The sequence below is a fragment of the Streptomyces sp. NPDC050145 genome (genome assembly GCF_044460245.1).
In the GTDB taxonomy this organism is placed as follows: domain Bacteria; phylum Actinomycetota; class Actinomycetes; order Streptomycetales; family Streptomycetaceae; genus Streptomyces.
The window spans coordinates 208,266-229,871 of record NZ_JBITJS010000001.1 but is presented as its reverse complement, the minus strand read 5'-3'; the positions used below and the strand labels follow the sequence as shown (position 1 = coordinate 229,871).

Annotated in this window: 18 protein-coding genes and 1 pseudogene; 11 read left to right on the top strand and 8 right to left on the bottom strand. The window is 72.7% G+C overall.

The features are described 5' to 3' along the window. Window positions 1–12: 12 nt before the first annotated feature. A complete protein-coding gene (locus ACIBTU_RS01085) occupies window positions 13–1,407 on the top strand; it encodes an NADP-dependent succinic semialdehyde dehydrogenase (RefSeq protein ID WP_399123758.1) in 1,395 nt (464 codons plus the stop codon). Between the two features lie 131 nt (window positions 1,408–1,538). Then, entirely contained in the window at window positions 1,539–4,061 is a 2,523-nt protein-coding gene (locus ACIBTU_RS01080) for a polysaccharide lyase 8 family protein (protein ID WP_399123757.1), read from the top strand. A gap of 51 nt (window positions 4,062–4,112) precedes the next feature. Here the strand turns inward: ACIBTU_RS01080 and ACIBTU_RS01075 are convergent, their stop codons facing one another. Together ACIBTU_RS01075 and ACIBTU_RS01070 are read right to left on the bottom strand one after the other, a co-directional pair. After that, window positions 4,113–4,964 carry an aldo/keto reductase gene (locus ACIBTU_RS01075; protein ID WP_399123756.1) on the bottom strand — a complete coding sequence of 284 codons (852 nt, stop codon included), beginning with the start codon at window positions 4,962–4,964 and terminating at the stop codon, window positions 4,113–4,115. A gap of 48 nt (window positions 4,965–5,012) precedes the next feature. Next, window positions 5,013–5,990 carry an aldo/keto reductase gene (locus tag ACIBTU_RS01070; RefSeq protein WP_399123755.1) on the bottom strand — a complete coding sequence of 326 codons (978 nt, stop codon included), beginning with the start codon at window positions 5,988–5,990 and terminating at the stop codon, window positions 5,013–5,015. Window positions 5,991–6,225: 235 nt separating this feature from the next. Here ACIBTU_RS01070 and ACIBTU_RS01065 point away from each other — a divergent pair, with 235 nt between their 5' ends. Beyond that, on the top strand, window positions 6,226–7,128 hold the full coding sequence (locus ACIBTU_RS01065; RefSeq protein WP_399123754.1) for a helix-turn-helix transcriptional regulator: 903 nt from the start codon (window positions 6,226–6,228) through the stop codon (window positions 7,126–7,128). Between the two features lie 36 nt (window positions 7,129–7,164). On the opposite strand, the gene ACIBTU_RS01060 is transcribed toward ACIBTU_RS01065, so the two are convergent. Next, window positions 7,165–7,560: a HEAT repeat domain-containing protein gene (locus ACIBTU_RS01060; protein WP_399123753.1), complete on the bottom strand. Its 396-nt coding sequence runs from the start codon at window positions 7,558–7,560 to the stop codon at window positions 7,165–7,167. Then, window positions 7,557–8,684 (bottom strand): substrate-binding domain-containing protein, encoded by a 1,128-nt coding sequence (locus ACIBTU_RS01055; RefSeq protein WP_399123752.1) that lies wholly within the window; start codon window positions 8,682–8,684, stop codon window positions 7,557–7,559. Before ACIBTU_RS01055 ends, ACIBTU_RS01060 begins: the two co-directional genes overlap by 4 nt. Window positions 8,685–8,924: 240 nt before the next feature. Here ACIBTU_RS01055 and ACIBTU_RS01050 point away from each other — a divergent pair, with 240 nt between their 5' ends. Then, window positions 8,925–10,274 carry an esterase-like activity of phytase family protein gene (locus ACIBTU_RS01050; RefSeq protein ID WP_399123751.1) on the top strand — a complete coding sequence of 450 codons (1,350 nt, stop codon included), beginning with the start codon at window positions 8,925–8,927 and terminating at the stop codon, window positions 10,272–10,274. Window positions 10,275–10,390: 116 nt separating this feature from the next. Here the strand turns inward: ACIBTU_RS01050 and ACIBTU_RS01045 are convergent, their stop codons facing one another. Both ACIBTU_RS01045 and xylA read right to left on the bottom strand, forming a co-directional pair. Further along, window positions 10,391–10,843: a hypothetical protein gene (locus ACIBTU_RS01045; protein ID WP_399123750.1), complete on the bottom strand. Its 453-nt coding sequence runs from the start codon at window positions 10,841–10,843 to the stop codon at window positions 10,391–10,393. Window positions 10,844–10,900: 57 nt separating this feature from the next. Beyond that, window positions 10,901–12,067: a xylose isomerase gene (xylA, locus tag ACIBTU_RS01040; RefSeq protein ID WP_399123749.1), complete on the bottom strand. Its 1,167-nt coding sequence runs from the start codon at window positions 12,065–12,067 to the stop codon at window positions 10,901–10,903. A gap of 149 nt (window positions 12,068–12,216) precedes the next feature. On the opposite strand from xylA, the gene xylB reads away from it, so the two are divergent. The 5 genes from xylB (at window position 12,217) to ACIBTU_RS01015 (ending at window position 19,107) form a co-directional block, all read left to right on the top strand. Next, window positions 12,217–13,656, top strand: a complete 1,440-nt coding sequence (gene xylB / locus ACIBTU_RS01035; protein WP_399123748.1) for a xylulokinase — start codon at window positions 12,217–12,219, stop codon at window positions 13,654–13,656. Window positions 13,657–13,860: 204 nt separating this feature from the next. Next, window positions 13,861–15,069, top strand: a complete 1,209-nt coding sequence (locus ACIBTU_RS01030) for an ROK family protein (protein ID WP_399123747.1) — start codon at window positions 13,861–13,863, stop codon at window positions 15,067–15,069. 414 nt (window positions 15,070–15,483) lie between these two features. Then, window positions 15,484–16,116, top strand: coding sequence for an N-acetylmuramoyl-L-alanine amidase (locus tag ACIBTU_RS01025; RefSeq protein ID WP_399123746.1), 633 nt, complete (start codon window positions 15,484–15,486; stop codon window positions 16,114–16,116). Window positions 16,117–16,238: 122 nt separating this feature from the next. Continuing rightward, window positions 16,239–17,504 (top strand): GAF domain-containing protein, encoded by a 1,266-nt coding sequence (locus ACIBTU_RS01020; RefSeq protein ID WP_399123745.1) that lies wholly within the window; start codon window positions 16,239–16,241, stop codon window positions 17,502–17,504. Between the two features lie 79 nt (window positions 17,505–17,583). Continuing rightward, entirely contained in the window at window positions 17,584–19,107 is a 1,524-nt protein-coding gene (locus tag ACIBTU_RS01015) for an aldehyde dehydrogenase family protein (protein WP_399123744.1), read from the top strand. Here the strand turns inward: ACIBTU_RS01015 and ACIBTU_RS01010 are convergent. After that, a pseudogene (locus ACIBTU_RS01010) lies at window positions 19,104–19,685 on the bottom strand (MMPL family transporter); the annotation flags it as partial. The gene ACIBTU_RS01015 and the pseudogene ACIBTU_RS01010 overlap by 4 nt on opposite strands. A 2-nt stretch (window positions 19,686–19,687) precedes the next feature. Here ACIBTU_RS01010 and ACIBTU_RS01005 point away from each other — a divergent pair. Continuing rightward, a complete protein-coding gene (locus ACIBTU_RS01005; protein ID WP_399123743.1) occupies window positions 19,688–20,263 on the top strand; it encodes a sensor histidine kinase in 576 nt (191 codons plus the stop codon). Next, complete coding sequence (locus tag ACIBTU_RS01000) at window positions 20,238–20,900, top strand: response regulator (RefSeq protein WP_399123742.1); 663 nt, start codon at window positions 20,238–20,240, stop codon at window positions 20,898–20,900. Before ACIBTU_RS01005 ends, ACIBTU_RS01000 begins: the two co-directional genes overlap by 26 nt. Window positions 20,901–20,952: 52 nt before the next feature. Here the strand turns inward: ACIBTU_RS01000 and ACIBTU_RS00995 are convergent, their stop codons facing one another. Further along, the gene (locus ACIBTU_RS00995; RefSeq protein WP_399123741.1) at window positions 20,953–21,549 is read right to left on the bottom strand and encodes an SRPBCC family protein; all 597 of its coding nucleotides are present in this window, start codon (window positions 21,547–21,549) and stop codon (window positions 20,953–20,955) included. Between the last annotated feature and the right edge of the window lie 57 nt (window positions 21,550–21,606).

The window sequence follows — 21,606 nt, the reverse complement described above, 5'->3', positions numbered from 1 at the left end:
GGAGGTCGCCCCATGCCCATCGCGACGGTCAACCCCGCGAACGGCGAGACGCTGGAAACGTACGAGGCCCTCTCCCCCGACGCCCTGGAGGAGAAACTGGCCCTGGCCGCCCGCACCTTCGCCACGTACCGCGCGACGGCGTTCGACGAGCGGGCCAGGATGATGCGGCACGCCGCCGATCTGCTGGACGCGGACACGCCGGAGATCGCCCGGATCATGACGACCGAGATGGGCAAGCCGATCAAGGCGGCCCGTGCGGAGGCGGCCAAGTGCGCGCGCACCATGCGCTGGTACGCGGACCACGCGCAGGAGCTGCTGGCTCCGGAGCATCCGGCCGAGTCCGACGTGAAGGACTCGGGCGCGGCCCGTGCCGAGGTGCGCTACCGGCCGCTGGGCCCGGTGCTCGCGGTGATGCCGTGGAACTTCCCGCTGTGGCAGGTGGTGCGGTTCGCGGCCCCGGCGCTGATGGCGGGGAACGTGGGGCTGCTCAAGCACGCCTCGAACGTGCCGCAGACCGCGCTGTACCTGGAGGACCTGTTCCTGCGCGCGGGCTTCCCCGAGGGCTGTTTCCAGACGCTGCTGATCGGGTCGGGCGCGGTCGAGGGGGTGCTGCGGGACGAGCGCGTGGTGGCGGCGACGCTGACCGGGAGCGAGCCCGCGGGCCGTTCGGTGGCGTCGATCGCGGGCGACGAGGTGAAGAAGACGGTGCTGGAGCTGGGCGGCAGCGACCCGTACGTGGTCATGCCGTCGGCGGACGTCGTGAAGGCCGCGAGGACCGCGGTGACGGCGCGGACGCAGAACAACGGGCAGTCGTGCATCGCTGCGAAGCGGTTCATCGTGCACGAGGACGTGTTCGAGCGGTTCAGGGAGGCGTTCGTGGAGGGGATGCGGGCGCTGAAGGTCGGCGATCCGCTCGACGAGGAGACCGACATCGGTCCGCTGGCCAGTGAGCAGGGCCGCAAGGACCTGGAGGAGCTGGTCGACGAGGCGGTGGAGAGCGGGGCGACGGTCCTGTGCGGCGGGCAGCGGCCGAAGGACTTCGACCGGCACGGCTGGTTCTACGAGCCGACGGTGCTGGCGGACATCACGCCGGAGATGCGGATCCACCGCGAGGAGACGTTCGGCCCCGTCGCGACGCTGTACCGGGTCACGGACCTGGACGCGGCGATCGAGCTGGCCAACGACACGCCGTTCGGGCTGAGTTCCAACCTGTGGACCGGTGACGCGGACGAGATCGAGCGGTTCGCCCGGGACAGTCAGGCGGGCGGTGTCTTCGTGAACGGGATGACCGCCTCGCATCCCGCGCTGCCGTTCGGCGGGAACAAGCGGTCCGGGTACGGGCGGGAGCTCTCGGGGCACGGGATCAAGGAGTTCTGCGACATCACGACGGTGTGGATCGGGGCCTGATCCCGTAAGGGCCGACGCCGGCCCCCGAACGATCGAAACGATCAATTCGGCCGATTCTCTTGAGCGTTTGAATCACCGGGTGCTAGAAACCGCTTACTCCCAGCGGACCCTCCAGCCTCCCGGAGCCCTTCATGACGCCCCAGCAGCCGTCCTCCGTACCGCCTTCCGCCCTGTCCTCCGCGGTTCCCTCCCCTCGCTCGTCGTGGTCCCGCCGCGGCTTCCTGGCCACGACCGCCGCGGCCGGCGCCGCACTCGCCGCCGGGATACCGCAGCAGGCGTCGGCGGCCGCCCCTGCCGCCGCAGAGGGGTCGGGAACCGCCGTGGACGAGTTCGCCGCGCTGCGCGCCAAGTGGCGCGCGCTGTACCTCGGCGAGGGCTTCAGCCCGACCGCCGAGCCGTTCCGCTCGAAGCTGGCCACGCTCGGCACGCAGGCGCGGGCCTGGCAGACGGCGATGGCCCCGGCCGCCGGATCGCTGTGGCCGGACGCCGTGTTCGGCGACCCCGAGCCGAACACGGACTCCGAGTCGTACGGCTACTCCGAGAAGATCCAGACGAGTTACGAGCGCGTGCGCGTGATGGCGGAGGCCTTCTGCCAGCCCGGCACCGGCCTGACCGGCGACGCGGCACTCAAGGCGGACGTGCTCACGGCGATCGACCACCTGAGCACGCAGGTCTACAACAAGTCCCAGGCCCAGTACGGCAACTGGTACAACTTCCAGATCGGCGCCCCGCAGCGGCTGCTCGACATCGCGGTCCTCATGTACGAGCACCTGAGCGCGGAGCAGATCACGGCCGCGCTCGAGGCGGTCGACCACTTCGTGCCGGACTCGCTCGTCGCGAAGTACACGGGCACGAGCACCGGCGCCAACCGCATCGACCTGTGCCGCGTCCTCGCCCTGCGCGGCGTCCTCGGCGGCACCGCCGCGAAGCTCGCCCTCGCGCGCGACGCTGTGTCGCCGGTCTTCCCGTACGTCACCTCGGGCGACGGCCTGTACGCCGACGGCTCGCTGATCCAGCACACGTACGTGCCGTACACCGGGTCGTACGGGGCGGTCCTCATCGACGGCCTGAGCAAGCTGTTCGCGCTGCTCGGCGGTTCGACGTGGGCGATCACGGACAGCGGACGGCAGATCTTCCTGGACTCGGTCGAGGGCGCGTACGCACCGTTCCTGCACGACGGGCTCGTCGTCGACAACGTGTCCGGGCGGGCGATCAGCCGCGGGCTCGTCGCGGGCGACCCGCTGAAGGTGCAGCAGGACGACCACACGCGCGGCCACGGGATCATCGCGTCGATCCTGCTGCTCGGGCAGGGGGCGAGCGCGGAGGAGAACGCGCGCTGGCAGGGGCTGGCGAAGGGCTGGTTCACGCGCGACCGCTACAAGGACGTGACGACGGGCGGCACGCTCGGGGTCGCCGCGCTGTCGCGGGTCACCGCGCTGCTCGCCGACGGGGCGGTGAAGGCGGCGCCCGAGCCGGCCGGGCACCAGGTGTTCCCGGCGATGGCACGCGCGGCGCACCGCTCGGCCGCGTTCACGGCGTCCGTGTCGATGGCGTCGAAGGCGATCACGTTCTACGAGAACGGCAACGGCGAGAACGTCCGTGGCTGGCACACCGGTTCGGGGATGCTGTATTGGTGGGCCGCCGGTGACGGTGCGGGCGGCGGGCAGTACAGCGACGGCTTCTGGCCGACGGTCGACCCGTACCGGCTGCCCGGCACGACGGTCTCGCGCAAGCCGCTCGCGGACGCGGCGGGCGGGGTGTGGGGCGCGGCGCGTCCCGACACGACGTGGGTCGGCGGTGCGACGGACGGTACGTACGGGTTGGCGGCGCAGGACGTGCGGGGGCTGTCCTCCACGCTGCGGGGCCGCAAGGCGTGGTTCTTCGTGGACGACGCGGTGATCTGCCTCGGGGCGGGCATCACGGCGGCGGACGGGGCGGGCGTCGAGTCGGTCGTCGACGCGCGCAACCTCGGGGCGGCGGGCACGGCGCGCCTGACGGTGGACGGCACGGCCCAGCCCACTGCCCTGCCGTGGAACGGCAGTTTCCCGAAGGCCCGTTGGGCGCATGTCGCCGGCCACGGTGGCTACGTCTTCCCCGGTGGGGCGGCGCTCAAGGCTCTGCGGGAGGAGCGCACGGGGACCTGGAAGGCGATCAACGGCGGCGGCTCGACGGACCCCGTGACGCGGCGCTACGTCACCCTGCTCGCCGACCACGGCACGGATCCGTCGGACGCGGCGTACGCGTACGTCCTGATGCCGGGTGCGAGCGAGCAGCGCACGGCGGAGCGGGCGGCGGACGCGGCCTGGCTGGAGCTGACAACCAACTCCGGCGCCGCGCAGGGCGTCCGGGTCCCCTCCCTCGGCTTCACCGGTGCGGTGTTCTGGGAGCCGGGCACGATCGGCAAGGTCAGCGTGGACGCGCCGCTGATCGTGCAGATCCACGAACGCCGCGACGGCACGGCGACCGTGTCCGTCAGCGACCCGAACCGTGCGGTGCGGGGCGCGACGCTCGTCTGGCGCCGCCCGGTCCGCTCGGTGACCTCGAAGCCGGCGTCCGTGACGGGGGTCTCGACGGGCCGTGAGCTGAAGCTGACGTTCGGCGACCTCACGGGGTCGGGCGGGGTCACGCAGAAGGTGACGGTACGTCTGTCGTAACGGGTGCGCTCCACTCCCGCCGGGGCGCGCCCCTTATGGGGCGCCCCGGCGTCAGGCGTCCAGGCGGCGGGCCGAGAGCCAGGTGACGATCTCGGGATCGCGGTGGTCGAAGAAGAGGGAGCGGCCGGTGTCGAGCGTGGCGATGCGGGCCATCTGCTCGTCGGTGAGCCGGAAGCCGAGGACGTCGAAGTTCTCGGCCATGCGTTCGGCGCGCACGGACTTGGGGATGGCGATGACGCCGCGCTGGGTCAGCCAGCGCAGCACGACCTGGGCGACCGACCTTCCGTGCTCCTTGCCGATCTCGGCGAGCAGCGGGTTCGTGAACAGGTCGTTCCTGCCCTCGGCGAAGCCGCCCCAGGACTGGATCCGCACCCCGTGCTCGTCCATGAGGTCCTGGTAGTCGGCGCGCTGGAAGAAGGGGTGGGTCTCGATCTGGTTCACGGCCGGGGTGATCTCGTTGTTGACGATCAGGTCGATCAGGCGGTCGGGGTAGAAGTTGGCGACGCCGATCGCCTTGGTCAGGCCCGCACGGTGGAGGGCCTCCATCGCGCGCCACTGGCCGTAGACGTCGCCGTAGGGCTGGTGCATCAGGTACAGGTCGAGGTGGTCCAGGCCCAGCTTGGTCAATGACGTCTCGAAGGCGCGCCGGGCGTTGTCCTGGGCGGGGGCGTCCTGGACCCACAGTTTGGTGGTGACGAACAGCTCCTCGCGCGGGATGCCGCTGCCCTTGATGGCGCGGCCGACGGCCTCCTCGTTGCCGTAGGCCGCGGCGGTGTCCAGCAGCCGGTAGCCGGCGGCCAGGGCCTCGGAGACGGCGCGTTCGGTGTCCTCGGCGGGGATCTGGTAGACGCCGAAGCCGAGGAGCGGCATCTCGACACCGTTGTTCAAGGTCACGTACTGCATGGGGAAGTCCTCTTCGTGCGGGGTGGGGAGAGAGGGAGGCGGCCGGTGTCAGCGTTCGAGCATGCGTGCCTGGGCCTCGGTGTGGGTGGCGCCGGCCGCGGGCGGCAGGCTGCTGAGCCGGTGCAGCTGCTCGGCGGTCAGGCTGACCGCGTCGGCGGCGGAGTTCTCCTCCACGCGGCTGACGCGCTTGGTGCCGGGGATCGGGGCGATGTCCGCGCCCTGGGCGAGCAGCCAGGCGAGCGCCACCTGGCCGGGCGTGGCGCCGGCCTCGTCGGCCAGGGCCTTGACCTCGTCCGCGAGCGCCAGGTTGCGCCGGAAGTTCTCGCCGGTGAAACGGGGGTTGTCGCGGCGGAAGTCGTTCGCGTCGAACTGGTCGGTGGAACGCACGGTGCCGGTCAGGAAGCCGCGGCCCAAGGGGGAGAACGGCACGAGGCCGATGTTCAGTTCCCGCAGGACGGGCAGCACCCGCTCCTCGACACCGCGTGTGAACAGGGAGTATTCGGACTGGACGGCGGTGACCGGTTGGACGGCGTGAGCGCGGCGGATCGTGTCCGGGCCGGCCTCCGAGAGCCCGAAGGCCCGCACCTTGCCCTCCGCGATCAGCTCGCCCACGGCGCCGGCGGTCTCCTCGATCGGCGTATTCGGGTCGACGCGGTGCTGGTAGTAGAGGTCGATGTGGTCGGTGTCCAGCCGCTTGAGGGAGCCCTCGACGGCGGTACGGATGTTGGCCGGGCCGGAGTCCAGGTTCCACGCGCCGTCTCCGCCGTGCGAGACCAGGCCGAATTTGGTGGCCAGCACCACCTTGTCCCGGTGGCCCTTCAGCGCCCGCCCGAGCAGTTCCTCGTTGATGTAGGGGCCGTAGATCTCGGCGGTGTCGATGAGCGTGACACCCAGGTCGAGCGCCCGATGCACGGTCCTGATGGACTCCGCGTCGTCGGAACCGCAGCCGGTGTAGCCGTGGGACATGCCCATGGCGCCCAGCCCGATCCGGGAAACCTCCAGGTCACGCAGCTTGATGTACCGCATCTCGCCCTCTCCGGTCGGTCGTGTCGCCCATCCCCTCACTCTTGCCACTCTTGCCGCTCCTGCCCGGCCCGGCAGGTCGTGCCGGTCGGAGCCTGGGCGGCGGCGAGGGGGCCGACGTCTTCCTCATCCACTCTCACCCCGATCGCGCCCCTGTGGCAGGGCGGGCTGTTCAGGGGTAATGACAGGGCCCCTCTCCACCCTGCGGGGCGGGTGCCGGGCAGGTGAGACTGGAGTCATGGCATCGACGAGCGCACAGAGCGAGGGCGCCGAGCTGGGCCGCTACCTGCGCGCCCGCCGCACCCGGACCAGCCCCGACCATGTCGGTCTCACCGTGGGCACCGGCATCCGTCGCACTCCCGGCCTGCGCCGCGAGGAGCTGGCCACCCTCTCCGGCATCAGCATCGACTACTACGTACGTCTGGAGCGCGGCAAGGAGACCCGCCCCAGCCCGGCCGTCCTCGACTCCCTCGCCCGCGCCCTGCGCATGGACGACCAGGAACACCAGCACCTGCGCGAGCTGGCCGCCCGCGCCGCCCGCTACGTCTCCGACCCCCCGCCCGCGCCCAGCCGCACCGTCCGCCCCCACCTCAAACTGCTGCTGGAGTCGCTGCGGCCGAACCCCGCGTACGTCATCAGCCGCAGCATGGACCTGCTCGCCTGGAACCCGGGCGGCCTGGCCCTCTACTCCGGCCTGGACGACTGGCCCGCCAAGCACCGCAATCTGGCCCGCTACCTTTTCCTCCACCCCGCCGCGCGTGACCTCTTCCCCGACTGGGACCGCCAGATCACCGCGTGCGTCGCCCGCCTGCGCGCCCTCGCCGGCACCGCGCCCGACGCCCCCGACCTTGCCGGCCTCGTCGGCGAGCTCCTCCTCAAGAGCCCCGAGTTCGCAGGGCTGTGGGAGCGCTACGAAGTCACCGGCCGCAAGCCCGCGCTCAAGACGTTCCACCACCCGCAGGTCGGCACGATCACCCTGACCTCGCAGTCCCTGCACGTCGAAGGCACCCCCGGCCAGCGCATCGGCGTCTACACCGCCGAGCCGGGCACCCCCGACCACGACGCCCTCCTGCTCCTGGACCTGACCGCCCCGAGCCGGCAGCCCAGCGGGTCTTCCCACCCAGCTCCCCACACCCAATAGGCCGCCGCTGCAAGGGCAGTACACCGCTGGTCGGAGTCAGGTGCGGGGCCGCAGCCAGGACAGAAGCTCGGCTGCTCCGCGGCGGACGTCCTCCGGTTCGGGGGGCTCGGTGAGCCGCACGCAGATCGCGGCGCGATCGCCGGCGACCGCCGCCGCGTCCGTCACGCCCACCGCCATCCAGTCCGCCTGCTGGTCATCGGCGTGCGCGAAGGCGCGGGCGACCAGGCGCGCGGCGTCCACGCTCCCCCCGCCGATCAGGGCCTCGGCGGCCCTGCGTGTCACGGCCGTGTCGGACGGGTCGTGGAGGAGAGCGGTCAGCGCCTTTGCGGCCTCGGGAACATGGGCCCACGGCGTCAGGACAGCGGCGGCGTCGGCCCGGACCTGCCAATCGGGCGAAGCGGCGTCCCCGAGGGCCGCTCGGAGGGCGCTCACCCTGGCGCTCCGTCCGGCGACGCCCCGCACGAGCTGCGGATTCTCAACTGCGGGAGGATGTCGAGGTGCTGGGCCGGTTCCGCCGGCTCGGCCGGGTCCCGGGTGAGGCGGGACAGGAGCAGCTCCGCGGCGCGGCGGCCGACGGTGCGCTTCGCGGGGGCCACCGCCGTGAGGGGCAGGTCGGCGAGCGCGGCGACCTCGTCGTCGTAGGTGATGACGGCCAGGTCCTCGGGGACCCGGATGCCGTGGGCGCGGAGCCTGGGTACGAGGACGATGGCGTCGGCGTCGCTGTGCAGGATCGCCGCTGTGACCCCGTGTTCCTCCACCGCCTCACGGAGATAGGTGAACGTTCGCTCGAAACGCTCGGCCTCGGTCGTGGCCACGGGGTGCCGGGACGGCTCGGGCGCCGCTTCGAGACCGAGCGCCTCGACCGCCGCCTCGTGCCCGCGCCGCAACTGCGTACTGGTCGGGGAGTCCTGCGCGGCCAGAGCGACCCGGCGGTGGCCGAGCGCGGCGAGGTGACGGACCGCGACCGCCGCGCCGTGGGCGTGGTCCGAGCGGACGCGGTCGAGCGCGGCCGCAGGATGGCCGTGCGGGGCCGAGCGCTCCACGAGCACGGTGGGCACGTCCCGCCCTGCGATGCGCAGTCCCTCACCGGGCCCGGGCACTCCGGTCTCCCAACTCGGCGTCAGGAGCAGCCCGTCGACCCCGCCCGCGAGCAGCCGATCGACCTGCGCGGAGTCCTCCCCGGGCAGGTAGCGGGACAGGGCGACCACGAGCCGGGCACCGGCCGCCTCCACCGCCTCGCGGGCCCCGCGCACCACATCCGCGTAGTAGTACTCGGTGGTCGGCACGACCATGCCGACGACGAGGTCGGACGGGGCCCGGTCCGCACCGGTGGCGAGCGCACCCCGTTCGGGCGGGCCCGCGAAGGTGTCGCCGGGCCAGACGACGGCCCCGTGCAGTCGAAGGAGGCGCCCCTGGACGGCAAGCGCCTCGACGTCGCGGCGCAGTGTCACCGGAGAGACGCCGAGTTCGCGGGCCAGGTCGGCGACGCGGATCGTGCCGCGCTCCCGGAGCAGTTCGAGCACCCGTGCGTGGCGCCGGTCGACATGCAGCCGCATGATCTCGGCTCCTCCCCCGCTCCCGTCCGTCCCTCGGACCGTGTCGGACCGTGGTGCATCGTATCGATCGGATCCGCTCGCAACGATCACGATGCGCGGTCTCCGACCGGTCTCCTCCCTCACCGACGGGCAGCGCGCCGTCCGCTCGTTCGCCCGCATTCACCCTCCGGCCACCGGCAGTTCGAACCCGGGGCCGACCGTGTGACCGGTCCGAGCGAAGCACCGCGTCCAGGAGGCCCCATGTCCCCGCTCGTCCCCGGCAAGCGCCGCGTCCGCCGCACCCTCGCCGTCGGGGTGCCGCTCGCCGCGCTGGCGGCCGTCGCCGTGGCCGGCACCGCGTCGGGCGCACCGGCCGGTCCGGCCGCGGCCGAGGTCACGGGCGGCGCGACGCTTCCCGACCTGCCGCTCGGCGAGTTCAGCAACCACCTCCTGCCGGGCACCGTCGCCGACGACCGCGGCGTCGACCTGGGCGGCATCGGCTCGGACCTCTACCCGGCGGGCCGCAAGGGCGAGTACTGGACGGTGACCGACCGCGGCCCGAACGGTCAGATCAAGGTCGACGGCAAGAAGCGCCGCACGTTCCCCGTGCCCGGGTTCGACCCGGCGATCGTGAAGATCAAGGTGAACGGCGACGCGGTCGAGGTGATCGACTCGATCCCGCTGACGACCACTTCGGGCAAGGCGGTCACGGGTCTGCCGAACCAGGAGAGCCGCGACGAGAAGCCGTACACGTACGACGCGCGCACGCCGCTCGCCTTCGACCCGAACGGGCTCGACACGGAGGGGATCGTACGGGCCGCCGACGGCAGTTTCTGGCTGGTCGACGAGTACGGCCCCTCCCTCGTGCACGTCTCCGCGCACGGCCGTGTGCTCGCCCGCCACGTGCCGAAGGGCCTCGCTCTGAAGGGCGCCGACTACCCGGTCGTCGAGTCGCTGCCGTCGATCCTGCTGCACCGCAAGGTGAACCGCGGTTTCGAGGGCCTCGCCCAGCTCCCGAACGGCGATCTGGTCCTGGCCGTGCAGAGCCCGCTGTCCGTTCCGGACCAGGACGCCGGCGAGGCCTCGCGCACCACGCGGCTGCTGCGTTTCTCCCCGAGGAAGGCCGCGGTGACGGCCGAGTACGCGTACCGCTTCGACGCGGTGGACGTCGTCGACCCGGGCGAGGACGACACGTCGGAACTGAAGATCTCCTCGGTCGTGGCGCTCGGCGGCGACCGGCTGCTCGTCGAGGAGCGCACCGACAAGGCGGCCCGTCTCCAGGAAGTGCGGCTCACGCGCGGCGCGAACATCCTCGGCGGCCGCTGGGACGACGACCGTACGTCGCCGTCGCTGGAGCAGTTGGACGACCCGGCGGGGTCCGGCGTGCCGGTGCTGCGCAAGCGTCTGGTCGTGGACCTGAACGCGGTCGACGGGGTGCCGGACAAGATCGAGGGCGTGGCGCTCGCCGGGCGCGGCACGCTCGCCCTCATCAACGACAACGACTTCGGGATGACGGACGGGGCGGAGGCCTTCGACGCGGACGGGCGGCTCGTCGACAGCGGCGTCGAGACGCGGGTCACGTATGTGCGGCTGCCCAAGGGCGCGCTCTGAGCGCCTCTTTGGTGTGACGCCGGTGCCCGCGGCCTCCGTTCCTGTCCTGTGGGAGCGGGGGCCGCGGGCCTTTTCGTAGGGCCATGTCGAGGGCCATATCTAGGGCGTGTCGGAGGTCAGGGCAGGAGGCTCTCCACGTCGCTGGGGAGCAGGCCGCTGGGGAGTTCGCTGGGCAGTCCGCTCGGGAGCTTCGAGGGCAGGTCGCTGGGGAGGCTGCTGGGCAGCTCGCTCGGGAGGAAACTCGGGAGGGAGCTGGGCAACTCGCTGGGCAGGCTGGGGAGTTCGCTCGGGAGGCTGCGCGAGGGCGACGTCGTGGCGGACGTGCTGTCGGACGGGGATGGCTTGCCGTCGCCCACACCGTCACCCCCGTCGTCGCGCATCATCGCGAAGGCCACAGCCCCGCCGATCACCAGGAGCGCGGCGACGACGGCGAGGACCAGGAAGCGGCGGCCGCCGGAGTCGCGGCGGGGTGGTGGGGCGTCGGGCGGTGCGCCGAAGCCTCCGCCGCCGGGCGGGGGCGCGTCGCTCGGCGGCGGGGGCGGCTGCGGTGGCATCGGAGGTGTGGCCATGCCTCCAGGGTGTCCGGCGAAGGGGCCGGCGCGCGACCCCTTCCTCTCGAGCCGGCGTCAGTCGCGCACGCCGAGCAGGTGGTCCATGGCGAGCTGGTCGAGCCGTTCGAAGGCCATGCCGCGTTCGGCGGCGGCGGTCACGTCGAACTCCTCGAACGCGCTCTGGTCGGCGAGCAGTTCGGCGAGTCCGTCCTCGGCGGTCGGCCGGGCGAGCTCGTCGAGGCGCGACGCGCGCAGCGCGTCCTGGACCTCGGGGTCGGCGCGGAAGGCGGCCGCGCGCTCCTTGAGGATCAGGTAGTTGCGCATGCAGCCGGCGGCCGAGGCCCAGACCCCGTCGAGGTCCTCGGTGCGCGGCGGCTTGAAGTCGAAGTGGCGCGGGCCTTCGTAGCCCGCGGTCTCCAGCAGGTCGACGAGCCAGAACGCGGAGCGCAGGTCGCCGGCGCCGAAGCGCAGGTCCTGGTCGTACTTGATGCCGGACTGGCCGTTGAGGTCGATGTGGAAGAGCTTGCCGGCCCAAAGGGCCTGGGCGATGCCGTGGGGGAAGTTGAGCCCGGCCATCTGCTCGTGACCGACCTCGGGGTTGACGCCGTAGAGCTCGGGGCGCTCCAGGCGCTCGATGAAGGCGAGGGCGTGGCCGACGGTGGGCAGGAGGATGTCGCCGCGCGGCTCGTTGGGCTTGGGCTCGATGGCGAAGCGCAGGTCGTAGCCCTGCTCGGTGACGTACTGGCCGAGCAGGTCGAAGGCCTCCTTCATCCGGTCGAGCGCGTCGCGGACGTCCTTCGCGCCGCCGGACTCGGCGCCTTCGCGGCCGCCCCACGCGACGTAGGTGTGGGCGCCCAGTTCGGCGGCGAGGTCGATGTTGCGGATGACCTTGCGCAGGGCGTAGCGGCGCACGTCGCGGTCGTTGGCGGTGAAGCCGCCGTCCTTGAAGACGGGGTGCGTGAAGAGGTTCGTGGTCGCCATTGGGACGACCAGGCCGGTGGCGTCGAGGGCCTGCCGGAACCGCTTGACGTGGGACTCGCGCTCGGTCTCGGAGGCGCCGAACGGGATGAGGTCGTCGTCGTGGAACGTCACGCCGTACGCGCCGAGCTCGGCGAGCGCGCGCACGGAGTCGACGGGGTCGAGCGCGGGGCGCGTCGCGTCGCCGAACGGGTCGCGGCCCTGCCAGCCGACGGTCCACAGGCCGAAGCTGAACTTGTCCTCGGGGGTGGGCTGGTACGTCATCGTGCGGCTCCCTCATCTTCGAGCGGGGCGGCGGGTCCGTGCTGACACCGACTGCCGTCCACCCATTTCGTCATCGCACTTTACAAATTAGTATGCGGGCACGTTCCTGGGAAGAGCCGCCCCGGGACCGACCGAGTCAGGAGAGCCGCATGCCAGCTGCCGAGGGCCCCCTCGTCGTCGGGGTCGACAGTTCGACGCAGTCCACGAAGGCCCTGGTGGTCGACGTCGCCACGGGGGCGGTGGTGGCGAGCGGCCAGGCGCCGCACACGGTGACCACGGGCGCGGGCCATGAGAGCGATCCCGAGGAGTGGTACGGGGCGCTGCGGACGGCGCTCGCGCGGTGCGGGGACGCGGCGCGGCGGGCGGCGGCTGTGTCGGTTGGCGGGCAGCAGCACGGGCTGGTGACACTGGACGCGCACGGGCGGCCGGTGCGGCCGGCTCTGCTGTGGAACGACGTGCGCTCGGCGCCCCAGGCGCGGCGGCTGGTCGCGGAGCTGGGCGGTCCGAAGGAGTGGGCGGAGCGGTTCGGGAGCGTGCCGGGGGCCTCGTTCACCGTGGCGAAGTGGGCGTGGCTGGCCGAGCACGAGCCGGCTGCCGTGCGGGCCACGGCGGCGGTACGTCTCCCCCACGACTATCTGACCGGGCGGCTCACAGGCGGCCCCGGCACGACGGATCGCGGTGACGTCTCCGGTACGGGATGGTGGGCGTCGCGCACGGAGGCGTACGACGAAGACGTGCTGGACCGGGTCGGGCTCGAGCCCGCGCTGCTGCCGCGGGTGGTGGCGCCCGGCGAGGCGGCGGGCGCCGTGCCCGGGACCGATCCCGACCTCCCGCTGGCGAAGGGCGCGTTGGTGGCCGCCGGGACCGGGGACAACGCTGCGGCCGCGCTGGGCCTCGGCCTGCTGCCCGGCACCGCCGTGCTCAGCCTCGGCACGTCCGGGACGGTGTACGCGGTGTCGCGGCACCGGCCCGCGGACCCGAGCGGTGTGGTCGCCGGGTTCGCGGACGCGCGCGGCGACTGGCTGCCGCTGGCCTGCACCCTGAACTGCACGCTCGCCGTGGACCGGATCGCCGCGCTGCTGGGCCTGGACCGGGAGGCGGTCGAGCCCGGCGGCACCGCGACGCTCCTCCCCTACCTGGACGGCGAGCGCACCCCGGACCTGCCGAACGCGTCGGGGCTGCTCACGGGACTGCGCCACGACACGACGGGCGGGCAGGTTCTGCAGGCCGCGTACGACGGGGCGGTGCACGCGCTGCTCAGCGCGCTCGACCACGTCCTGGACGCCGACGCCGACCCCACGACGCCCCTCCTCCTCATCGGCGGCGGCGCGCGCGGCACCGCCTGGCAACAGACGGTCCGCCGCCTCTCGGGTCGCCCGGTACGGGTGCCGAGGGCTCAGGAACTGGTGGCCCTGGGTGCGGCGGCCCAGGCGGCGAGCCTCCTCACCGGTGAGGACCCGGCGACGGTGGCCCGCCGCTGGGGGACGTCCGAGGGGCCTGTGCTGGAGCCAGTGGAGCGGGACGAGTCGGCGTTGCAGCGAATCTCGGGGGTACGGGAGGAAGCGAGGCGGCTGCTGGAGGAGGCTTGAGCTTCGCCGGGGGCGGCGGGCGCGGGGCAACTGCTGGAGGGGCGATCGCATCGGGGAAATGCCGCCCGAAGGGCGTGCATTTCAGGGGCGCGGGGAACTGCGCGACCAGCCACGACGGCGCTGAAGCCGCCACGAAACAGAACCCAGCAGACGAGAAGGCGATCCCGCACCGACCAAGCCCGGAGCAACTGGGACCATGAACACATGACCGCACCACTGCACCGGCCCCGCCCCGGAACCCCCGACACCCAGCAGGGCATGCGCCGGCGCAACCTCTCCCGCGTCCTGCACGCCGTGGCCGCCGGAGGCCCCCTGTCCCGCGCGGCGGTCGCCCAGCACATCGGGCTGACCCGGGCCGCCGTGTCCACGCTCGTCGACGAGCTGATCCGGGCCGGGCTCCTGGAGGAGCTGGGGCCGCAGCGCCCCGGCGGCGTGGGCCGGCCCGGTTCCGCGCTGATGGTCAGCCGCCAAGGCCCGGCCGGCTTCGGCGCCGAGGTGGGCGTCGACCATCTCGCGGTGTGCGCGGTCGACCTGCGCGGCGAGGTGCGGGCGCGCGCCGAGCGCCGGGTGAGCAACAGGGGACGCGCTCCGGAGCCGGTGCTGCGCGACCTCGCCGAACTGATCGGCCGGGTGAACGAGGAGGCCGCGGCCGGGGGCCTGCGCCCCGCCGGACTCGCGGTGGCCGTGCCGGGCCTGGTCACGCGCGGCACGCACACCGTCGTCCGCGCCCCGAACCTGGACTGGCACGACACGGACCTCGGCGCGCTGCTCCCCGCGCACCTGCCCTGGGGCGGCGACGTGCCGCTGACCGTCGACAACGAGGCCAACTTCGGCGCCCTCGCCGAGCTCTGGCTCGCCGACGACCGACCCGCCGACTTCCTGCACGTGTCGGCGGAGATCGGGATCGGTGCCGCGCTCGTGGTGGAGGGTGAACTGCTGCGCGGGGCGCGGGGGTTCGCGGGCGAACTGGGCCACGTACCGGTGCGCCCCGAGGGACCCGCGTGCCCGTGCGGGTCGCGCGGCTGCCTCGAGCAGTACGCGGGCCAGGAGGCGGTGCTGCGGGCGGCGGGCCTCACTCCTGGCGAGGACCGGACGGCCCTGTTGGCCGAACGGGCGGAGGCCGGCGACGCGGCCACCCGTCGGGCTCTGCGCGGCGCGGGCGTGGCCCTCGGCATCGCGCTGACCGGCGCCGTGAACCTCCTCGACCCCCGCGCGGTGGTCCTCGGTGGCGCGCTCTCCCGCCTGGCACCGTGGCTTCTTCCGTCCCTGGAACGGGAGTTGACGCGCCGCGCGACGACCCCGGCCGACGGAGTCCTGATCTCCCATCTGGGCTCGGAGGGCCCGCTGCTCGGGGCGGCGCACTCGGTGACGCGGACGGTACTCGACGACCCGATGGGTTCGGTGCAGGCCTGACGCGGTGCCCCCGCACCCCGGCGATCACATACCCCCGCACGACCGCCCGGGTCCCCCGGCGCACCCCCAAAAGGGGCCCGCACCGCCAATGGTCCCCACCTCTGACGTGCGAAGTTCCCTCGATCGGACCCCGCCGCGCCCTCTTCCGCCCCAACCACCGGGCCCCGTAACGTAATTGACGCGCAGGCAGCTTCGGCGCACCCCGGCCCACCCGTCCGACGCGCGACACCGACCCCCCGTACGTGGGCAAGATCCACAAGGATCGGCCGCGCGCACGGGAGACTCACCGCGGGCCGCACGCCCGTCCGCTCGAGATCGTGGCGAACCTGCCACCGTCCCGCGCACTGAATGCCGGCGCCAACTCTCCCCCACCGACCGAGCCCCGCCCGGGCCCGTCCGAGAGGCAGGATCGTCATGGACCGAGCTGAATCCGTCAGCGGCCGACCCGAGCCCGCGCCCCCGTCCCGACTCGCCCGCCGCCGCCTCCTCCAGGCGGGGGCGCTCGCCGCGGTCCCGGGGCTGTTGCTGCCGGCCGGCCGCGCCGCCGCCGGCATCCAGGCCGTCGACTACCCGCCGGCCGAGTCCGTCCCGGCCAGCACCTCCAACTACACGAAGTCCAGCCGCCCGTCGACGTACAAGATCGACCGCGTGATCATCCACGTCACGCAGGAGACGTACGCCGACACCCTGGCCATCTTCCAGAACCCGGCGAAGCAGGTCAGCGCGCACTATCTGGTCCGGTCGGCGGACGGGCACGTCGCGCAGTGCGTGCGCGAGAAGGACGTCGCGTGGCACGCGGGGAACTGGACGTACAACACGCGCAGCATCGGCATCGAGCACGAGGGCTGGGTGGACCGGCCCGAGTACTTCACGAACGCCATGTACGAGCAGTCCGCGGCGCTGACCGCGTCGATCTGCGCGCGCTATGGCATCCCGAGGGACCGCGAGCACATCCTCGGCCATGTCGAGGTGCCGGGCACGGACCACACGGATCCGGGCCCTTACTGGGACTGGACCCGCTACATCCGGATGGTGAACTTCGCCTGACCCGCCCGCCCCTGCCCCGGCCGGTCGCTCTTTTCCGTGTCCGCCGCCTTGTCGCCCTGCCCGCCCGGGGCGACGATGGCCCCACATCACGTGTGCCAGGAGCGAGCGTCCGGGAGGCCGAATTGACCGATCCGTGGGTCGCGCTCGAGCCGGGCACCGATCCGTCCGAACGGGTGCGGGCGCTGCGGCGCGCGCACGACCGGTTCACGGCGGCGGGCACGGTGGTCCGGCCGGTGCGTCCGGTGGTGGCCGCGTCCTGGCGCCGCTCGGCCGGCGCCCATGTGAGCCCGGACGCCTCCGCGTCGGTGGAGCTGGCCGACGGCGACCTCGGGGCGTATCGCGCCGAGCATCCGCTGGCCCGGGTGATGCCTCTGTTCCGTGAGCTGATGGGCACGTTCGCGACGGACGGGGAGCATCTTCTGGCGGTGTGCGACGCGCAGGGGCGGCTGCTGTGGGTCGAGGGACACGCGGCGACCCGGCGGCAGGCGGGCCGGATGAACTTCGTGCCGGGGGCCCGCTGGTCGGAGTCGGCGATGGGCACGAACGCGCCGGGTACGGCGGTCGCGGTGGACCGGCCGGTGCAGGTGTTCGCAGCCGAGCACTTCATCCGCGAGGTCCAGCCGTGGACGTGCGCGGCGGCCCCGGTGCACGACCCGCACTCGGGGCGGTTGCTGGGCGCGGTCGACATCACGGGCGGCGACGGTCTTGCGCATCCGCACAGTCTGGCGTTCGTGCAGGCGGTGGCGCGCGCCGCCGAGTCCCAACTCGCTCTGCTCGCCCCGCCGCCCGCCGAGGAGACCGGGCTTCGACTGAGCGTCCTCGGCCGCGACGAGGCCCTGCTGCTGACCCCGGGCGGCCACAAGATCCGCCTGGGCCGCCGCCACAGCGAGCTCCTCGTCCTCCTCTCCCGCCACCCGGAGGGCCTGACCGGCGACGAGCTGCTGTGCTGCCTGTACGAGGACGAGTCGGTGACGCCGGTGACGCTGCGGGCGGAACTCGCGCGTCTGCGCCGGGTGTTGGGCCCGGGTCTGCTGGAGTCCCGCCCGTACCGGCTCGCCGTCCCGGTCGAGTCGGACCTCGCCGTGGTGGAGCGCCGGCTCGCCTCGGGTGCGGTGACGGCGGCCGCGGCCGCGTACACGGGCCCGCTGCTGCCGCAGTCGCAGGCGCCCGCCGTGGCCCGGATCCGCCGCCGCCTGTCCGACGGGCTGCGGGCGGCGCTGATCGCGCGCGGGGACCCGGACCTGCTCGCCGACTGGGCGCACGCGCCCTGGGGCGAGGACGACCTCGACGTGTGGCGCGCCCTCGCGGCGGCCCGGCCCGCTCCCCCGGTCCTGTCCCGCCTCGCGGCGCTCGACGCCGAGCAGGGCGCCGGTTCGTACGCAACGTAGCTGCAACGTCCGCTTCCCTAGCGTCCGGTGCGGAAGCTGCCCAACGGCGGGCAGCAGCGCGCACAGGAGGCCTCCCCCGATGACCCGTTACGCAGCGCCCGGCACGCAGGGCTCCGTCGTCTCGTACAAGGCCCGCTACGACCACTGGATCGGCGGCGCGTACGTCCCGCCCGCCCGCGGCCAGTACTTCGAGAACCCGAGCCCGGTCAACGGGCAGCCGTTCACCGAGGTGGCCCGGGGCACGGCCGAGGACGTGGAGCGCGCGCTCGACGCGGCGCACGCGGCGGCGCCGGCCTGGGGCCGCACCGCGCCCGGGGCCCGCGGCGACATCCTCCTCAAGATCGCCGACCGGATGGAGCAGAACCTCGAACTGCTCGCCGTCGCCGAGAGCTGGGAGAACGGCAAGCCCGTCCGCGAGACGCTCGCCGCCGACATCCCGCTCGCCATCGACCACTTCCGCTACTTCGCGGGCGCGGTCCGCGCGCAGGAGGGCTCGCTCTCGGAGATCGACGACGACACCATCGCGTACCACTTCCACGAGCCGCTGGGCGTGGTCGCGCAGATCATCCCGTGGAACTTCCCCATCCTGATGGCCACGTGGAAGCTGGCGCCCGCGCTGGCGGCGGGCAACGCGGTGGTCATCAAGCCGGCCGAGCAGACCCCGGCCTCGATCCACGTGTGGATGTCCCTGATCGCGGACCTGCTGCCGCCGGGCGTGGTCAACATCGTGAACGGTTTCGGCGTCGAGGCGGGCAAGCCGCTCGCGTCGAGCCCGCGCGTCGCGAAGGTCGCGTTCACGGGCGAGACCACGACGGGCCGGCTGATCATGCAGTACGCCTCGGAGAACATCAAGCCGGTCACGCTGGAGCTGGGCGGCAAGTCGCCGAACATCTTCTTCGACGACGTCTGGGCGCGGGACGACGACTTCCGCGACAAGGCCCTCGAAGGCTTCACCATGTTCGCCCTGAACCAGGGCGAGGTGTGCACCTGCCCCTCGCGTGCACTGGTCCAGGAGGGCCACTACAGCGAGTTCCTCGACGCGGCCGTCGCCCGCACCGAGGCGATCGTCCCCGGCCACCCCCTGGACACCGACACGATGATCGGCGCCCAGGCCTCCAACGACCAGCTCCAGAAGATCCTCTCCTACCTGGACATCGGCCAGCAGGAGGGCGCGAAGGTCCTGACGGGCGGCCATCGCATCGAGTACGACGGCGAACTGGCGGGCGGCTACTACGTCCAGCCCACGATCTTCCAGGGCAACAACCGCATGCGCGTCTTCCAGGAGGAGATCTTCGGCCCGGTCGTCTCGGTGGCCCCGTTCACCGACTTCGACGACGCCATCAAGATCGCGAACGACACCCTGTACGGCCTGGGCGCCGGAGTGTGGACCCGCGACATGAACACGGCGTACCGCGCGGGCCGCGCCATCCAGGCCGGCCGCGTCTGGACGAACTGCTACCACGCGTACCCGGCCCACGCGGCGTTCGGCGGCTACAAGCAGTCCGGGATCGGCCGCGAGACCCACAAGATGATGCTCGACCACTACCAGCAGACGAAGAACCTGCTGGTGAGCTACTCGCCGAAGAAGCTGGGCTTCTTCTAGCCCAGCTCCTTCCAGCGGCCCGAAAGGAGGCGCCCGGCCTGGGTTGTTCCCCGGGTCGGGTGCCTTCTCGGAAGCATCCGGTCCAGCCAGTTCGGCAGCCACCAGTTGGCCCGGCCGAGGAGTGTCATGGTCGCCGGTACCAGCACCATGCGTACGAGCGTGGCGTCGATGAAGATCGCGGTGGCCAGGCCGAGCCCGAACATCTTGGCGGAGGGGTCGTCGGCGACGGCGAAGGACAGGAATACCGCCACCATGATGAGGGCGGCCGACGTGATGACCCGGGCGGTGCCCGCGACGCCCTCCACGATCGCCGTGCCGTTGTCGCCGGTGCGCAGATACTCCTCGCGCACCCGCGAGAGGAGGAACACCTCGTAGTCCATCGACAGACCGAACAGGATGGCGAAGAGGAACATCGGGATGAACGACACGATCGGGACCGTCGCCTCCAGCCCGATGAGCGCTCCTCCCCAGCCCCACTGGAAGACCGCGACCATGACGCCGTAGGCGGCGCCGATGCTCAGCAGGTTCAGCAGCACCGCCTTGAGCGGTACGACGACCGAGCGGAAGACCAGCATCAGCCATGGTGATCATCGCTCAGGCGGGCCGGGTGCTCGCGGGCACCGACCCGTCCGCCGCCGTCGAGGCGCTGGAGGGGATCGAGGAGGAAGGGGCGCGCACGCTGGAGGAGATGCGCGCCATGGTCGCCGCGCTGCGCGACCGCGGGGTGGGCGCCGAGTTGGCGCCGCCTGCGGGTGTCGCGGATCTGGAGCGCCTGGTGCGCACCCCGGGTGGTCGCCTCAGGGTCGACCTGGGGCTCGACGGCGAACTGGACGCGCTGCCCCCGGCCGTGGACGCGGCCGTCTACCGGATCGTGCAGGAGTCGGTGACCAACGCGCTGCGCCATGCGGTCGACGCGACCGAGCTCGTCGTCCGGGTCGCCGCGGAACGGCACACGGTACGGGTGAGCGTGCGCGACGACGGCCGGCGCACCGGCCGGGGTCGCGACGGATACGGACTTACCGGACTGCGCGAGCGCGCGACCCTGCTCGGCGGCACACTACGAGTCGGCCCGGGCGCCGACCGGGGCTGGCATGTCGAGGCCGAGCTGCCGAGAGCGAGGAGCGAGAGCGGTGTCCATTCGCGTGCTCGTCGCTGACGACCAGACGATCATCCGTACCGGGCTGCGGATCATGTTGAACGCCCAGCCCGGCATCGAGGTGGTCGGCGAGGCCGCCGACGGGCGGGAAGCGGTACGTCTGGCCGGCGAACTGCGCCCCGACGTCTGCCTGTTCGACATCCGCATGCCGGTGATCGACGGGCTCGAGGCCACCCGGCTGGTCGCAGGGCCGGGCGTCACCGACCCGCTGGCCGTGGTCGTCATCACCACGTTCGACCTCGACGAGTACGTCTACGGCTCACTGCGTGCCGGCGCCCGCGGCTTCCTCCTCAAGGACACCGGACCGGACCTTCTGGCGCAGGCCGTACGGTCGGCGTCCGACGGGGAGGCGCTCATCGCGCCCAGCGTCACCGTCCGTCTGCTGCGGGCCTTCGCGGACCTGCCCGCCGGGCGGCCCGTGGTCCAGCCGGTCGCTCCCGTCACCGCCCGCGAGGAGCAGGTGCTCCTCGCCGTGGCGCGCGGGCTGACCAACACCGAGATCGCCGACGCGCTGCACATCAGCCTCAGCACGGTGAAGACGCATCTGGCGAGCCTGATGGCCAAACTGGGCGCCCGCAACCGGGTCGAGATCGCGATGTGGGCCTACGAGACGCGGCGCATCCTCCCCGGAACCTGAGCCGGGTGTCTGGCCAAGTCCCATGAGCCTCCCATGAGTTCCCGCCCCGGCATCAGTGCGCGGGTCGGCTCACGCCCGTCTCCACCAGTTCGGCGACGCGGTCGGCGAGTGCCCGGTTCATCGCGCCGAACTGCGGCAGCGTGCGGGAGTCGAGGCTGCCCCGGAAGAACGGCACCACCACACCGCGGAATTCCTCGCTCTGGGTCAGCCTGACGCGGTGCTCCCCCAACCGCTCGATCAGGAACCGGTGTTCGCCGTCGAAGATCAGGCCCGGGCCGATCCGGCCGAGCCAGCGCAGCTTCCTGCCGGGTTCGGCGGCCAGGACCGTGGGGGTGAAGGTGCTGTCTCCGGTCTCGTCACGCAGCACCAGGCGCAGAGTGGCGTTGCGCTCGACGGTGCCGTCGGCGGAGACGATGAACGGGTTCCACTCGTCGTAGGCGGACAGGTCGGTGAGGGCCCGCCAGACCTCGTCGGGGGTGGCGTCGAGCTCGATCGACGAACTCAGGGTGTACGGGCGCGCGTTCGCCCAGGCGGTGTAGACCGCCAACAGGGCGAGGAGGGTCGCGAGTACGGCGAGGATGCGACGGCGCAGCCGCTTGCGGCGAGGCCGAGCGGACGGCGCCTCCCCCGCTTCCGCGGCTCCCGTCACTCCCGCTGCTTCCTTCGGTTCCGTTGTTTCCTTCGGTTCCGTTGTTTCCGTCAACAC

What these genes read in the sequence shown, in the direction of transcription:
- ACIBTU_RS01085 (WP_399123758.1), top strand. Translation starts at nt 13, where the DNA reads ATGCCCATCGCGACGGTCAACCCCGCGAACGGCGAGACGCTGGAAACG.
- ACIBTU_RS01080 (WP_399123757.1), top strand. Translation starts at nt 1,539, where the DNA reads ATGACGCCCCAGCAGCCGTCCTCCGTACCGCCTTCCGCCCTGTCCTCC.
- ACIBTU_RS01075 (WP_399123756.1), bottom strand. Translation starts at nt 4,964, where the DNA reads ATGCAGTACGTGACCTTGAACAACGGTGTCGAGATGCCGCTCCTCGGC.
- ACIBTU_RS01070 (WP_399123755.1), bottom strand. Translation starts at nt 5,990, where the DNA reads ATGCGGTACATCAAGCTGCGTGACCTGGAGGTTTCCCGGATCGGGCTG.
- ACIBTU_RS01065 (WP_399123754.1), top strand. Translation starts at nt 6,226, where the DNA reads ATGGCATCGACGAGCGCACAGAGCGAGGGCGCCGAGCTGGGCCGCTAC.
- ACIBTU_RS01055 (WP_399123752.1), bottom strand. Translation starts at nt 8,684, where the DNA reads ATGCGGCTGCATGTCGACCGGCGCCACGCACGGGTGCTCGAACTGCTC.
- ACIBTU_RS01050 (WP_399123751.1), top strand. Translation starts at nt 8,925, where the DNA reads ATGTCCCCGCTCGTCCCCGGCAAGCGCCGCGTCCGCCGCACCCTCGCC.
- ACIBTU_RS01045 (WP_399123750.1), bottom strand. Translation starts at nt 10,843, where the DNA reads ATGGCCACACCTCCGATGCCACCGCAGCCGCCCCCGCCGCCGAGCGAC.
- xylA (WP_399123749.1), bottom strand. Translation starts at nt 12,067, where the DNA reads ATGACGTACCAGCCCACCCCCGAGGACAAGTTCAGCTTCGGCCTGTGG.
- xylB (WP_399123748.1), top strand. Translation starts at nt 12,217, where the DNA reads ATGCCAGCTGCCGAGGGCCCCCTCGTCGTCGGGGTCGACAGTTCGACG.
- ACIBTU_RS01030 (WP_399123747.1), top strand. Translation starts at nt 13,861, where the DNA reads ATGACCGCACCACTGCACCGGCCCCGCCCCGGAACCCCCGACACCCAG.
- ACIBTU_RS01025 (WP_399123746.1), top strand. Translation starts at nt 15,484, where the DNA reads ATGGACCGAGCTGAATCCGTCAGCGGCCGACCCGAGCCCGCGCCCCCG.
- ACIBTU_RS01015 (WP_399123744.1), top strand. Translation starts at nt 17,584, where the DNA reads ATGACCCGTTACGCAGCGCCCGGCACGCAGGGCTCCGTCGTCTCGTAC.
- ACIBTU_RS01005 (WP_399123743.1), top strand. Translation starts at nt 19,688, where the DNA reads ATGGTGATCATCGCTCAGGCGGGCCGGGTGCTCGCGGGCACCGACCCG.